The following is a 13,089-nucleotide window of genomic DNA, read 5'->3' as shown; positions in this document are numbered from 1 at the left end:
CGCCCCCTGATGGTCCCCCTGGTGGTGCGCCCGGCCGCCCAGGCCAACCAGCTGGTGCAGATGCTGCACCAGCTGGGTCATGCACCGCTCTGCTGTCCGTTGCTGGAAACCCGGCCGGGATGCGACCTCCCTCACCTGGGTGACATGCTGCGGGAGGCGGACCTCGTTATCGCCGTCAGCATGCATGCCGTTCATTTTGCACATCATTTTCTGTTGCAAACTGGTCAGACCTGGCCACATATTGATTACTTTGCAGTCGGCCAGGCGAGTGCGGATGCCTTTGCCGAGGCGGGCATCCAGGCCCTGTGCCCGGCCGATTCCCGCAGTGAAGGGCTGCTGGCCCTGCCGGCGCTGCAAGGGGTGAGTGGCCGCCGGGTGCTGATCCTGCGCGGCAACGACGGGCGGGATCTCATCGCCCGGACGCTGGCCTCACGGGGCGCACTGGTGCACTATTGTGCCACCTACGAGCGCCACTACCCCGATCTTGACGGGGACGCATTGACCCGCCACTGGCAGGCAGCCGGGCTCGACAGCCTGCTCATCACCAGTGGCGAACTGTTGCAGCGGTTGCTGGCCCTGGTGCCCGGCCCGCAGCACCCCTGGCTTTATGACCGCCTGCTGGTGGTGCCCAGTCCCCGGGTGGCCGAGATGGCAGAAGGGGCTGGTTTTACCCGTATCGTGATTGCCCAAGGTGCATCCAACCAGGCTCTGGTGGCCGCCCTGGAACTGAGGAAGATGGAATGACTGAACAGCAAGAAGTCCAGCCGAGTGCCGCGGCCACCGTGGCCGACAACAACAAGCCCGCGCCCGGAACGACAGGGAGCAAGAGGGGCAGCTCTGGCACCGTGCTTGGCGGCATCGCCATCCTGCTGGCCCTGGGGCTGGCCGGTGGTCTCTATGTGCACGGACACCAGAACGCCGTTGCCCAGCAGGCCGAACTGGTAGCCCTCAAGCAGCAACTGGCCGACGCCATGACCAGGATTGATCAGGGCAGCAGCAAGGATGCCGAACAGATCGGTGCCCTCGGCAAGAGCCAGCAGCAGTTGCAGGAGGCGCTGGACGCCTTGCAGACCAAGGTGCTGGATCTGGACGACAAGCGCCCCAATGACTGGATGCTGGCCGAATCCGAATACCTGGTGCGCATGGCGGGCCGCAAGCTGTGGCTCGAACACGACATCGTCTCCGCCATCACATTGCTCGGCAACGCCGACGAGCGCATCAAGGCGCTAAACGACCCCAGCCTGATGCCCATTCGCAAGGCGCTGGCGGAAGACATCGCCAAGCTCAAGGGGATGCCACGGGTCGATCGCGAGGGGTTGACCCTGAAGCTGGCCGCCCTCTCGGACCAGATCGAGCTGCTGCCCCTCTCCACTGTCAGCATGCCGGAAGCCAAGAGCGAGCCCGACCAGACCGTCAGCACCAACCCGGACGAGTGGCAGAGCAATCTGAAGAAGAACTGGGTCAAGTTCACCGAAAACTTCATCACCATCCGTCGCCGCGATGGCGCCGTGGAAGCCCTGCTCTCCCCGCAGCAGGAGATCTTCCTGCGGGAGAACCTCAAGACCAAGCTGCTGCAGGCCCAGCTCGCCGTCTATCGCGAACAGCAGTCCCTCTATGTCGACAGCCTGGAGAAGGCCCAGCACTGGCTGACCCAGTATTTCGATGCCGACAACAGCGCCACCCAGTACATGCAGTCCGAGCTCGACAAGCTCAAAGGCGAGCAGATCCAGTTTGACTACCCGGATCAGTTCAAGACCCAGACCATGCTGGAACAGGTGCTGACCGAACGCCTGCAACGCATCCTGGCCGGCAACTGAGGAGGAGACCATGATTCGTCTGATCGTCATAGTCGCCGTGATGGTGGCGGGCCTCATCTTCGGTCCCGAAGCCTCCGGCAACAAGGGTTATGTGCTCATCTCGCTGGGCAACTACACGGTGGAATCCTCGGTCACCAGCGCGGTGATCCTGGCGGTGCTGTTCTACGGCGCCCTGCTCATCGTGGAATGGGTGCTGGCCCGCCTGTTCGGCCTGCGCCGCAAGACCCAGGGCTGGTTCGGCTCCCGCCGCCGCCGCAAGGCCAACCTGCAAACCGTCAATGCCACCCTGGCCATGGCAGAGGGGCACTACAACCAGGCCGAGAAGCTCCTCATCAAGGGCGCCGACAACAGCGACACCCCGCTACTCAACTACCTGAGCGCCGCCCGGGTGGCCCAGGCCCGGGGCGATGACGTGCGCCGGGATCACTACCTGCAGAAAGCTCAGGAAGAGAACCCCAAGGCAGAGCTGGCACTGACCCTGATCCAGACCCAGTTGCAGATTGAGCAGGGCCAGTACGACAGCGCCCTCGGTCGCCTCGAGTCCATCTATGCCCTCAACCCGCGCCACCCCATGGTGCTGGATCAGCTGCGTCAGGTGTATCTGGCCCGTGAAGACTGGGCGGCCCTCATCGATCTCGCCCCTGCCCTGCGCAAGGTGGGCAAGCTGACCGCTCAGCAGGAAGAGACCCTGCTGCACCAAGCGTGGTGCGGTCGTCTGGAGGCCGCCAGCGGCTCCCTCGACACCCTGCGCACGGTCTGGCAGGGTCTGCCCCGCAAACAGCGCCAGGATCCCGTGCTGCTGGCCAGTTACGGGGATCGCCTGCGCCGATTGGGGGCCGATGCCGAAGCCGCCGATCTCTGGCTGGAGGCCCTGCGCAAGGATCCCTCCCCCGAGCTGTTCGCCCGCCTGCCCAAGCTCAAACTGGACGACTACCAGCCCATGCTGACCCTGCTCAGAAAGATCCAGGATCAACCGGGCGCCGAAGCGGCGCTGGCCCGGGTCTGCCTGCTGGCCGGTCAACTGGACGAAGCCCAGCGGCTGCTGGAGCAGGAAGTGGCGAAGGCGCCGGATGCCGCCCTCTACCACGCCCTCGGCCAGGTGATGGACAAGCGCCGCCTGACCAACAAGGCCAACGAGTACTACCGCCAGGCATTGCAGCTGGCCGACATCTGACGCCCGTTCGTCGCGAAATAAAAAGAGGCCGCAATTGCGGCCTCTTTTTATTGGGATTGTTTATTGCCATTGTTCCGAATGGTGGCTCTCTTCTCCCCTTGCGGGAGAAGGGGGCGGGGATGAGGAGGACAAGCAGACACCCTTTCCCCGAGGGAGAGGGTCAAGGGCTCAGGCGGTCAGCCGCTCCAGCTCGCCGATAAGCCAGATGGCCTCCTGGCGATGGGAGCCGCACACGTCCGCCATGGGGCGAAAGCCGCCGCACACCGCCGGGCGCTCCGGCTGGCCGAAGATCTTGCACCCCAGGTGCGCATCGAGCTGCACACAGGGCACACCGGCGGGCTTGCCGTCCGGCATGCCGGGAATGGCACTGCTGATACTGGGGGCGATGCAGCAGGCACCGCATCCCTGACGACATTCCATGTGATTTTTCCTCTGTGGGGCACCGCAGTGTAGCAAGGAGTCCGGTTTCTCCTAAGCCTTATCCCTGCCCGGGCACCCTGGCGCCCTGCAGAGCGCAAAAAGCCCGGCAGTGCCGGGCTTTTTGCTGCGGGAGTCAGCACATCACAGGATGATGTCGCGTACCACGCTGTCCTTGCGATCCAGGAAGTGGATCGACTTGATACGACGGATGGTGCGCGATTTACCGCGGATCAGCAGGGTCTCGGTGGTGGCCATGACGCCGTCGCTGGTGATGCCGTCCAGCAGATCACCCTTGGTGATACCGGTGGCCGAGAAGATGACGTTGTCATTCTTGGCCAGATCTTCCAGCTTGAGCACCTTGGTCACGTCGATGCCCAGCTCCTCGCAGCGCGCGATCTCCTGTTCACCCAGGGCGCGAACCTCGGGGCTGTCACCCTTGACCTGGTGACGGGGCACCAGACGCGCCTGCATGTCGCCGTCCAGGGCGCGGATCACTGCCGCCGAGATGACCCCTTCCGGGGCGCCGCCGATGCCGTAGAGCATGTCCACTTCGCTGTCCGGCAGACAGGTGAGGATGGAGGCGGCCACGTCCCCGTCGGGGATGGCGAACACCCGCACTCCCAGCCCCTGCATCTCCTTGATCGCCTTGTCATGACGCGGCTTGGCCAGGGTGATGACGGTCAGACGGGAGAGGGGCTTGCCGAGCGCCTTGGCCACGGCCTTGAGGTTCAGCTCCAGGGCCTGATCGAGATCGATGGCGCCTCTCGCCTTGGGGCCCACGATCAGCTTTTCCATGTACATGTCGGGGGCCTTGAGGAAGGATCCCTTGTCGCCCACCGCCAGCACGGCCAGAGCATTGGCCTGACCCATGGCAGTCATGCGGGTCCCCTCGATGGGGTCGACCGCGATGTCCACGGCGTCGCCCTGACCCGTGCCCACCTTCTCGCCGATGTAGAGCATGGGGGCTTCGTCGATCTCCCCTTCGCCAATCACAATCTCGCCATCGATCTGGATCTGATTGAGGATGTGACGCATGGCCGCCACGGCCGCGCCATCGGCGATATTCTTGTCACCACGTCCGAGCCACTTGTAGCCAGCCAGTGCAGCCGCTTCCGTCACTCGGGAAAATTCGATTGCCAGTTCACGTCTCATCGCATATCCAACCTTAGGAGCTCGAAAACGGGCGGCATTCTACCACAAGGGCAAACCTTTGCGCGTAAAAGTGGCGACCAGCCACATAAATCCCGGTTTTCATCCCGCTGACATGGAACCGACACGGTTTGTTCATTGCACGGTCACCCGACTGTCATCTGTCACTTCTAGCATGGCCCCGTCTTTTAAAACAAAAGCTTGCAACACAAGGGATCATGATGAAAAAGCTGACAGTAGTAGCATTGGCTCTTACCGCCGCCTTCCAGGCTCAAGCCGTTGAAGTGTACAAAAACGAGAGCACCCTGCTCGACCTCTACGGCCGCATCTACGCCGGCCAGTTCTTCGGCGAGAAGAAAGAGCTGGACGCCAACGGTGACATCAAAAACGAATACAGCGACAAGCAGGGGGCCAACCAGTTTGTCCGTCTGGGCGCCAAGGTAGAGAGCGAGATCAACCCGGGTCTCAAGGCGCTGGCCCAGTACGAACTGCAGATGTACATCAACGACAGCGAGAAGACCGTCAGCGAGAACTCCGACAACCTGCGTACCCGTCTGGCGTTCGCCGGTGTCGGCGCCAACTGGGGAACCGTCACCTTCGGTCGCCAGAAGGGGGCTCCTGGCTTCCTGGCGGACTGGACTGATGTCTCCCTCTCCGATGGTTACGGCAACGAGGCACTGGGCGCCAAGACCGACACCTTCGCCACCAACCGCGCCGGCTCCGTGCTGAAGTACTCCGGCCTGTTCAACGGTTTCCAGGTAGATACCAGCTACAAGTTCGATGGCGGTGACACCGAAGAGACCTCCAGCAAGGACAGCGATGCCGCCTACGGTGCCGCCGTGGCCTACACCTTCCCGTTCAACCTCTCCCTGGGGACCGCCTACAACGTGGGCATCCGCGACAAGAGCGGTGAAGAGGATGCCAAGCTGTGGCTGCTCTCCGCCAAGTACGACAACAAGGCCCTCTACGCCGCCCTGAGCTATGCCGACGGCAGCGACTTCCTGGCCACCGGCAAGGATCACACCGGCTGGGAAGGGGCACTGGGTTACAACTTCGAGAGCGGCTTCGGCCTGATGGCCCTGTGGAACAAGCAGAAGGTGGAGCAGGCTGGCATGTCTGACTACGACTCCATCGACTACTACACCCTGGGTGCCCAGTACAAGTTCAACAAGAACCTGCGCGTCATCGGCGAGTACCGCATCAACAACCTCGACAGCCATGACAGCGGCAAGCTCAACACCAAGGATGACTTCCAGCTGGCGGCCCGCTACGACTTCTAAGTCGGCAACCACCTGACGACACGGCGCGCAGAGCACTCTGCGCGCCGTTTTTTATTGCGTCAGGCCAGGGGTTTGTACGCCGACACCAGCAACAGCATGGGGCGCTCCGCCTCCTCCGCCAGGGCCGGGTTGGCCGCAATCTGCGCCGCCGTCGGCCCCCACTCCTCCACGCGGCGGATCTGGAACCCGGCGGCGACAAGGGCATTGAGGTAGGTGCCCAGGGTGCGGTGATACTTGACTACCCCCTCCGCCAGCCAGTTGCTGACCCGCTTGCCCTCGGCCTGGTAGCCGTTGACGGGCCAGGAGCGGCGTCCCTCTGCATCCACCAGCCAGCCTTGCGGCTGCGGGCAGGTGAAGATGGGGTGCTCCACCGAGAACACCAGGCTGCCGCCAGCCACCAGCGCACGGTGGATCTCCGCAAACAGCGGCACCACCTCGGGCAGGTAGTGCAGCGCCAAGGAACTGTAGATGAGATCGAAAGGCTCATCGGACAGCGCAAGACCGTCCAGATCCCCCTGCCGATAGCGGATGGCCTCATCCTGGGTCAGCTCGGCGGCACGGGCCAGCATCTTCGCGGAGAGATCGATACCGACCACATCGGCAGCCCCGAGATCTCTGGCTGCCCGGCAGAACCAGCCATAGCCGCAGCCCAGATCCAGCACCCGCTTGCCGGCAAGCTCCGGCAGCATGGCTTGCAGCGCCGGCCACTCCGGCGCCCCCGCCAGCCCGTGAAGGGAGCGTGGCAGTTGGGCATAGCCCTCAAAAAACCCTGGTTCGTCATAGATATTTTGTGACATTGCACTGTTTCCTCTTGAAGATGGTCAGCCTCTCTGGCCAACGACCCGGCCCTTGCCAAGCATACCCGTCGGTCATGACAGACCATAAAAAAAGCAGAGACCCGGGCGGGCCTCTGCTCTGTCTCGCACCCGCAGCCTGGCTGCGGGGCAACAAAAAAGGCCATAGACGAGGCAACGTCTATGGCCTTGGTTCAGTCGTGCGGCAAGGTCACGGCTCCCGCGAGGTAGCGAGATCCGGTCGTCACTGCACGATGAATGGATGGGAGGTCTGGGCCTCCACCGGCTCCGGACAATGCTTCATCGTGCGCATCTGTACGGAGTTCATTCGGGTCACTCGCTGATCCGAAGCATAAAGGGTCATGTCACTCACCCGGCCGGGCCGGTTCCATCAACACATTGAAAAATCTGGTGCCACTCTAGGGGACAGGAGTCTCAGAGGCAAGCCCGGCAGATCATGTTGCCGACTCTCTCACCCCAGCTTCTTCTGCCAGAACATGGCCCGGCCCACCTCGGGATCGAGCTCATAACCCGCAAAGCCGCTGGCACGATAGGCAGCCTGGGCCACCTTGTTCCCCTCCAGCACCTCCAGGGTCAGCTTGCAGCAACCGAGCTCCCGGGCGAGCCGCTCCGCCTCCGCCAACAGCTGCTTGCCGATGCCCTGGCCGCGATGGGCAGGGTGCACCGCCACGTCGTGGATATTGAGCAGCGGCTGACAGGCGAAGGTCGAAAAACCCTCGAAGCAGGTGGCAACGCCAGCGGGCTCCCCATCGACCCAAGCCAGCAGCACATGGGCACCGGGTCGCGCGGCCAGGGCTTCGGCCAGATTCGCCTTCACCTCGTCCGCCAGTGCACTGCCGCCCCCCATCTCATCCCTGGCGTATTCGTCCAGCATCGCGATCAGCGCCTCGCCGTGGCGAGGGTTGTGCAGATCCGCCCTGATGATCTCGACCATGTTTCTCTCCCTGTGTGTGCCGGATGGTGCGCCAAGGCGCGAGGCTACCATGGTAGCGTCCCCTCCGAACCGAACCAAGGTTCCCCCGGCCTTTTCCCCGAGGTTCCAGCCCCCTCAGTGCCTGCCCGCCAATGATCTCTTTTTCTTGCATCTTCTCCTTGCAAGGCAAATGAAAATCAATATCATTAGCAACTTCTCGCGATGAGAGAAATCAATAATTACAAATAAATCAACAAGTTCAGGCCGATTGGTCGACAAAGAGTCACACCCAGATGAACCATTCCAACTCCCCGCGCGCCTTGCTGGGCGTCGCCTTGCTGGCGGTTTGCACCAGCCCCCGTGCCGAAGACGAAACCCTGACCGTGGTCGGCAAACGCAGCCAACATGAAGAGGTCGCCACCGCGACCCGTACCGCCACCCCGGCCAAGCTGGTGCCCCAGAGCATCGAGAGCGTCAAGGCAAGCGAGCTGACCGCCTTCGGCCAGCCCACCCTGAGTGAAGCCCTGACCGGCATCCCTGGCGTCAACGCCAGCGGCGACACCCGTTTTGACGGCGTCACCATCCGCGGTTTCAGCGCCAGCAACGACTTCTACCTCGACGGCCTGCGCGACGACATGCAATACACCCGCGACCTTGGCAACATCGAACGGGTCGAAGTGCTCAAGGGCCCCGCCGCCGTGCTCTACGGCCGTGGCAGCACGGGCGGCATCGTCAACCGGGTCAGCAAGGTTCCCCAGAAGGGGCAGGCCTCCAGCGTCAGCGCCCAGGTCGGCAGCTTCGACAGCCGACGCTTCGCCGCCGATCTCAACGGCGAGGCAGGAGAGCGGGTACAGGTGCGCCTGAACCTGGCCCAGGAAGACAAAGACAGCTTTCGCGACGACGTGACCAGCAAGCGCACCCTGCTGGCTCCCTCCGTCAACTGGGAGATCACCGACACCCTGAACTGGCTGGTGCAATACGAGCGCAACGAGCACGATCGCACCCCGGATCGCGGCATTCCCGGCGTCGATGGTCGCCCGGCGGATGTCCCCATCGAGAGCGTCTACAGCGACACACGCCGCGACTTCATCGACGATGTGGCCCAGTCCACCCGCTCCCGCTTCACCTGGGACATCAACGATCAGTGGCAACTGCGCCAGCAGCTCGGCTACACCACCCTCGACAGCCAGTTCGACAATACCTATGTCACCAGCGTCAAGGGTGACAAGGTGACCCGCGCCCGCTGGCAGCAGGATCTCAAGGCCAGCAGCCTCACCAGCAACACCGAGGCGGAAGGCCAGCTGCAAACCGGCCCCATCGCCCATCGTCTGCTGGTGGGTCTGGAGCAGGGCTGGCAGGATCGCACCCCCAAGCTCTACCAGAACGCCAACCCGATCCCGGCAGGCAACCTCTATGATCCGGGCTCCCTGCCCACCTACGACGGCGCCATGAAACTCTCCAGCGACGCCCATCACAGGGTGCGCGGTGTCGGCCTCTATGTGCAGGATCAGCTCAGCCTGGGCGACTGGCACCTGCTGGCAGGCCTGCGCCGCGACGACTTCACCGTCACCAGCCGCCGCAACGACCTCGACAAGGAAGAGACCCTCTCGGTCACCAGCCTGAGTCCGCGCCTGGGCCTGGTGTGGAACCCCATCGAGGAGCATGCCTTCTACACCTCCTACAGCAAGACCTTCACCCCGGTGGGCGGTGAGCTTATCGGCATCACCCCGGGGGACAAGAACAACAACCTGGATCCCCAGCACACCCGGCTCTATGAAGGGGGCGTGAAGAGCGACTGGCTGAACGGCCGCCTCGCCACCACCCTCTCCCTCTACCGGCTGGAGATGTACAACAAGCGCAGCAAGGATCCGCTGGATCCCACCCGGGTGATCCTCACCGGTCTGCAGCGCACCGACGGCATCGAGCTGAGCGCCCGTGCCCAGCTGACCGACGAGATCTATCTGCGCGGCGGCGTCGCCATCCAGGATGCCGAGCAGGTCAAGGCAGACGCGGACCTGCAAGGCAAGCGACCGATGAACGTCTCCCGTCAGAACGGCCAGCTGTTCGCCGGCTACCAGAGCGGCAAGCAGGGCTGGTTCGGCGAGACCGGGATGACGGCGGTGGGGGATCGCTTCGCCGACAACGCCAACACCACCACCTTGCCCGGTTACGCCCGCTTCGACGCCCGTGCCGGCTATCGCTGGCCCCAGTGGGAAGCCCAGCTGAGCGTGGAGAACCTGACCGATCACGACTACTTCGTCAGCGCCACCAGCGCGGCCCAGATCATGCCGGGCACGCCCCGTCAGCTGCACCTGACCGCCGCCTACCGCTTCTGATCCTCCCTGTTTACCGACCCCTCTGGCCAGCTTCCGCTGGCCAGATTTTTATGAAGCACCGAGCAATGAGACGCAGAATACTCCCCCTGCACAACAACAAGTGGGTGCGCCGCATCCACGCCTGGGCCGGCTTTGCCACCCTCACCCTGATGCTGCTCTACGGCCTCACCGGCCTCTGGCTGCAACACAGGGCCGTGCTGCCCCTGCCCGGTCCCCACACCGCCAAATCGAGCGAAGAGATAGTACTGAGCACGCCGCTGGCCAGCCCGGATGAACTGAAAGCCCTGCTGCAACAGCGTTATGCAGACATGTTCGAGGAGGGGCGACCCCAGATCACCCCGCCCCAGACCCTGCCCACACCATCCGGCTCTCTCACCCTGCCGGCCCGCTGGGAGCTGCGCGGTGTCACCCTCAGCCAGAGCGTGGCCGCCAGCTATGTGGAAGGCACTCTGCTGGTGCGCACCGAGCTGCAGCAGGCCAACTTCGCTGCCAGCCTCAACCGGCTGCACCGTGGCATGGGCACCGGCCTGCCCTGGCAACTGGTGGGAGATCTGGCGGCCCTGGCCATGCTGCTGCTGGCACTCACCAGCCTGCTGATGTGGAACAAGCTGCACGGCCCCGCCGGTCGCGGCATCACCCTGCTGCTGCTGGGCGCCCTGGTCACCGTGCTGGTGGCCCTGCTCTAGCCCTTTTACCGACACCAAAACGGGATCCTGCTCCCGGCGGCGGTAACCTTGCCCGCACCTCGGGTAACAAAGGGTAACCGGCCGCCGATGGGGGTCACAGTTGGCGACCAGGCGGCTGGATAGGGAACGCCTGCGGCTGATAGGGTGCGCCCAGCTCCCGAACGCCGCGAGGAATCATGCGCATCTCCAGCATCGAATGCGGGCGAGTGGTGGCCATCCTGGCCGTGATGACCATCCATCTCTCCCCCTTCAGCAACCCCTTCGACCCCGCCCTGTGGGACGGCACGCCCTACCCTCTGGTCGGGGCCGTCATCAACCAGCTCTGCCGCTTCGCGGTGCCGCTGTTCTTCCTGTGCGCCGGCTACTTTCTGCAACCTGCTCTCGCCGCGGGCCACCCGCTGACGGTCGCACTGCGCTACTGCCGACCCCTGCTGGGGCTCTGGCTGGCGTGGAGCCTGCTCTACCTGCTGATCCCCTTCAACCCGCTCGCGGCGGTGAGCGAGGGCTACCTGCCCGCCATGGCAGGCCAGTGGCAGATGCAGCTGGGGGATCCGCTCAACGTCTGGTGGGTGGGCGGCATGATCCACCTCTGGTTCCTGCCCGCCCTGATGCTGGCGGTGCTGATCCTGGCGCTCTGCCAGCAGGCCCGTCTACCCCGGCTGGCCCTGCTGCTGGGGGCCCTGCTCTACGGGCTGGCCCTGATAGGCGGCTCCTATGGCCCGCTGCTGCCGGGGGGCGAGTGGGCCCTGCTGACCCGCAACGGCCCCTTCTTCTCCCTGCTGTTCGTGGCGCTCGGCGCCGAGCTGCGCCTGCGTGCCTGGCAGCCGGACGCCAGGCGCTGCGCCCTGATGATGGCGGCGGGGATGGGGCTCTACGCCCTGGAGGCCGCAGGGCTGCTGCGCGCTGCCGCCGTCCCCCTCGCTCGTCACGATTTCCTGCTGGGTTCACTCCCCTGGGCGCTGGGGCTGTTCGGCCTGCTGCTGGCCAACCCCGCATGGGGCAAAGGCAGCTGGCTGGAGCGCCAGGCCCCCAAGGAGCTCGGCCTCTACTGTCTGCACATGATGCTGGTGGTGTGGCTGATGATCTTCGGCCCCCAGGGCAAACAGGTGTGGTGGGAACTCCTCAAGGTACCCGCGCTGCTGGCGCTCACTCTGCTCGGCTACCGACTGCTGGCGGCCACCGCCCTCAGCCGCTGGTTGCTGCGGGCTCGCTAGAAACAGGACCCTGACCAGCCAGCAGATCAACGTGGTTCAGCGCAAAATCGTGCATCTGCTGAAGCAGGGGGATCAGGGCGACGCCAAGCGGGCTCAGGCTGTACTCCACCCTGGGCGGTACGTCGGGGTAGAGGGTGCGAATGATGACACCGTCGCTCTCCAGCTCCTTGAGCTGGGCGGTGAGCACCTTCTGGCTCACCTCGGGCAGGCAGCGGCGCAGGTCGCCAAAGCGCCGGGTCTGTTCGCGCAGATGAAACAGAATGGCCGGCTTCCATTTGCCGGTCAGCAGGCTTAATACCTGATAGGCGGGACAGGGCAGTGAGGGCACGGTATGGCTCGTGAGTGGTTACTTTGCGGTAACTATGCCACGAAAATGTGCCTTCTTGCAGCCAAGATACCGGCTTCCTATGATGCGGATTCCGTCAATCAACGCCCACGAGAGGTTTATCATGCCCAGCCTGCTGCAGATCCATTTCAACTTCCCCGCCGAGATGATGGGACCGGCCCTCACTGCTGCGGCCATGCCGCTGGCCGACTCCATCACCCGGGAGCCGGGCTTCATCTCCAAGATCTGGACCGAGAACCCGCGCACCGGCGAGGCGGGCGGCATCTATCTGTTCGAGGATGAGGGGAGCGCCCTCGCCTACGCCACCATGCACGAGCAGCGGGTGCTCGCCATGGGCGCCAGCGCGGTGCAGTACAAGGTGTTCGACGTCAACGAGCCCCTCAGCCGCGTCACGCGCGGTCTGGTGTGATCTCCTCGCCCAGCAGTAACCGGTAGCTGGTATCCTGCTGCCAGATGAAGCCCAGCCGCTCAAATAGCCGCTGGCTGGGCAGATTGTCCGGTTCGATATCCGCAAGCAGGGTGATGATGCCAAGCTGGCGGGCATAGGCGATCAGGGCGCTCAGCGCCTCCCCCATCAGACCTTGTCCCCAGTGGCTGCGGGCCAGCATGCAGCCCACCTCCGCCTGGCGCAGGCTGGCGCCGGCCGCAAAGCTGTGCAAGCCGCAGGTGCCCACCAAGCGGCCGCTGCCGCGTAACACCAGCCCCCACTCCAGCGACTCGCCGCCAGCCAGCAACTGCTCGACGCTAGCCAGCATCTGCGACACGGTGGCAAGGGAGGGAAACGGCGGCTCCCCGACGAAGCGCATCACCAGGGGATCCCCGTAGATGGCGAAGAGATCGGCAGCATCCCGCCCATCGAAGGGGCGCAGTCGCCCCCTTGGGGTCAGCAGTACGGGCAGTTCACGGGGCAGGGATGGCACGGAGTCGTATCGCCTTGTC

Annotated in this window: 14 protein-coding genes; 8 read left to right on the top strand and 6 right to left on the bottom strand. The window is 64.2% G+C overall.

Translation table 11 applies throughout. The annotated features are described in order from the left end of the window. The first annotated feature begins 9 nt into the window (after positions 1-9). The 3 genes from AB5Y80_RS06810 to AB5Y80_RS06800 are packed head-to-tail and all read left to right on the top strand — an operon-like array spanning position 10 to position 2,991. Positions 10-744, top strand: a complete 735-nt coding sequence (locus AB5Y80_RS06810; protein ID WP_368172712.1) for a uroporphyrinogen-III synthase — start codon at positions 10-12, stop codon at positions 742-744. Then, complete coding sequence (locus tag AB5Y80_RS06805; RefSeq protein WP_323941262.1) at positions 741-1,817, top strand: uroporphyrinogen-III C-methyltransferase; 1,077 nt, start codon at positions 741-743, stop codon at positions 1,815-1,817. The genes AB5Y80_RS06810 and AB5Y80_RS06805 overlap by 4 nt, the downstream gene beginning before the upstream one ends. A gap of 10 nt (positions 1,818-1,827) precedes the next feature. Continuing rightward, the gene (locus AB5Y80_RS06800; RefSeq protein ID WP_042015365.1) at positions 1,828-2,991 is read left to right on the top strand and encodes a heme biosynthesis HemY N-terminal domain-containing protein; all 1,164 of its coding nucleotides are present in this window, start codon (positions 1,828-1,830) and stop codon (positions 2,989-2,991) included. 168 nt (positions 2,992-3,159) lie between these two features. Here AB5Y80_RS06800 and AB5Y80_RS06795 read toward each other — a convergent pair whose 3' ends face one another. Next, positions 3,160-3,411 carry a YkgJ family cysteine cluster protein gene (locus AB5Y80_RS06795; protein ID WP_010675884.1) on the bottom strand — a complete coding sequence of 84 codons (252 nt, stop codon included), beginning with the start codon at positions 3,409-3,411 and terminating at the stop codon, positions 3,160-3,162. Positions 3,412-3,552: 141 nt separating this feature from the next. Continuing rightward, positions 3,553-4,563, bottom strand: coding sequence for a class II fructose-bisphosphatase (glpX, locus tag AB5Y80_RS06790; RefSeq protein ID WP_182976121.1), 1,011 nt, complete (start codon positions 4,561-4,563; stop codon positions 3,553-3,555). 218 nt (positions 4,564-4,781) lie between these two features. Here glpX and AB5Y80_RS06785 point away from each other — a divergent pair, with 218 nt between their 5' ends. Next, complete coding sequence (locus tag AB5Y80_RS06785; protein WP_368172711.1) at positions 4,782-5,840, top strand: porin; 1,059 nt, start codon at positions 4,782-4,784, stop codon at positions 5,838-5,840. Positions 5,841-5,899: 59 nt separating this feature from the next. On the opposite strand, the gene AB5Y80_RS06780 is transcribed toward AB5Y80_RS06785, so the two are convergent. Then, entirely contained in the window at positions 5,900-6,637 is a 738-nt protein-coding gene (locus tag AB5Y80_RS06780) for a class I SAM-dependent methyltransferase (protein WP_368172710.1), read from the bottom strand. 469 nt (positions 6,638-7,106) lie between these two features. Next, complete coding sequence (locus AB5Y80_RS06775; RefSeq protein ID WP_041212247.1) at positions 7,107-7,589, bottom strand: GNAT family N-acetyltransferase; 483 nt, start codon at positions 7,587-7,589, stop codon at positions 7,107-7,109. 272 nt (positions 7,590-7,861) lie between these two features. On the opposite strand from AB5Y80_RS06775, the gene AB5Y80_RS06770 reads away from it, so the two are divergent. The 3 genes from AB5Y80_RS06770 to AB5Y80_RS06760 all read left to right on the top strand — a co-directional run bounded on the left by AB5Y80_RS06770 (position 7,862) and on the right by AB5Y80_RS06760 (position 11,804). Then, a complete protein-coding gene (locus AB5Y80_RS06770) occupies positions 7,862-9,904 on the top strand; it encodes a TonB-dependent siderophore receptor (RefSeq protein WP_323904941.1) in 2,043 nt (680 codons plus the stop codon). Positions 9,905-9,969: 65 nt separating this feature from the next. Continuing rightward, positions 9,970-10,590: a PepSY-associated TM helix domain-containing protein gene (locus tag AB5Y80_RS06765; protein ID WP_368172709.1), complete on the top strand. Its 621-nt coding sequence runs from the start codon at positions 9,970-9,972 to the stop codon at positions 10,588-10,590. Between the two features lie 176 nt (positions 10,591-10,766). After that, positions 10,767-11,804 carry an acyltransferase gene (locus AB5Y80_RS06760; protein ID WP_368172708.1) on the top strand — a complete coding sequence of 346 codons (1,038 nt, stop codon included), beginning with the start codon at positions 10,767-10,769 and terminating at the stop codon, positions 11,802-11,804. On the opposite strand, the gene AB5Y80_RS06755 is transcribed toward AB5Y80_RS06760, so the two are convergent. Beyond that, on the bottom strand, positions 11,776-12,132 hold the full coding sequence (locus AB5Y80_RS06755; RefSeq protein WP_052814440.1) for a helix-turn-helix domain-containing protein: 357 nt from the start codon (positions 12,130-12,132) through the stop codon (positions 11,776-11,778). The genes AB5Y80_RS06760 and AB5Y80_RS06755 overlap by 29 nt on opposite strands. 121 nt (positions 12,133-12,253) lie before the next feature. Between AB5Y80_RS06755 and AB5Y80_RS06750 the strand changes: the two genes are divergently transcribed. Continuing rightward, positions 12,254-12,559, top strand: coding sequence for a monooxygenase (locus AB5Y80_RS06750; protein WP_039040460.1), 306 nt, complete (start codon positions 12,254-12,256; stop codon positions 12,557-12,559). Here AB5Y80_RS06750 and AB5Y80_RS06745 read toward each other — a convergent pair. Continuing rightward, the gene (locus AB5Y80_RS06745; RefSeq protein WP_368172707.1) at positions 12,540-13,070 is read right to left on the bottom strand and encodes a GNAT family N-acetyltransferase; all 531 of its coding nucleotides are present in this window, start codon (positions 13,068-13,070) and stop codon (positions 12,540-12,542) included. The genes AB5Y80_RS06750 and AB5Y80_RS06745 overlap by 20 nt on opposite strands. Positions 13,071-13,089 lie beyond the last annotated feature (19 nt).

Source organism: Aeromonas sp. R2-1, assembly GCF_040908425.1.
Lineage (GTDB): Bacteria > Pseudomonadota > Gammaproteobacteria > Enterobacterales > Aeromonadaceae > Aeromonas > Aeromonas caviae.
Note: the sequence above shows the minus strand (reverse complement) of the source record. Positions and strands in the feature narration are given on the sequence as shown.

Coding starts and splice junctions, on each gene's coding strand:
- AB5Y80_RS06810 (WP_368172712.1), top strand. CDS start 10: ATGGTCCCCCTGGTGGTGCGCCCGGCCGCCCAGGCCAACCAGCTGGTG.
- AB5Y80_RS06805 (WP_323941262.1), top strand. CDS start 741: ATGACTGAACAGCAAGAAGTCCAGCCGAGTGCCGCGGCCACCGTGGCC.
- AB5Y80_RS06800 (WP_042015365.1), top strand. CDS start 1,828: ATGATTCGTCTGATCGTCATAGTCGCCGTGATGGTGGCGGGCCTCATC.
- AB5Y80_RS06795 (WP_010675884.1), bottom strand. CDS start 3,411: ATGGAATGTCGTCAGGGATGCGGTGCCTGCTGCATCGCCCCCAGTATC.
- glpX (WP_182976121.1), bottom strand. CDS start 4,563: ATGAGACGTGAACTGGCAATCGAATTTTCCCGAGTGACGGAAGCGGCT.
- AB5Y80_RS06785 (WP_368172711.1), top strand. CDS start 4,782: ATGAAAAAGCTGACAGTAGTAGCATTGGCTCTTACCGCCGCCTTCCAG.
- AB5Y80_RS06780 (WP_368172710.1), bottom strand. CDS start 6,637: ATGTCACAAAATATCTATGACGAACCAGGGTTTTTTGAGGGCTATGCC.
- AB5Y80_RS06775 (WP_041212247.1), bottom strand. CDS start 7,589: ATGGTCGAGATCATCAGGGCGGATCTGCACAACCCTCGCCACGGCGAG.
- AB5Y80_RS06770 (WP_323904941.1), top strand. CDS start 7,862: ATGAACCATTCCAACTCCCCGCGCGCCTTGCTGGGCGTCGCCTTGCTG.
- AB5Y80_RS06765 (WP_368172709.1), top strand. CDS start 9,970: ATGAGACGCAGAATACTCCCCCTGCACAACAACAAGTGGGTGCGCCGC.
- AB5Y80_RS06760 (WP_368172708.1), top strand. CDS start 10,767: ATGCGCATCTCCAGCATCGAATGCGGGCGAGTGGTGGCCATCCTGGCC.
- AB5Y80_RS06750 (WP_039040460.1), top strand. CDS start 12,254: ATGCCCAGCCTGCTGCAGATCCATTTCAACTTCCCCGCCGAGATGATG.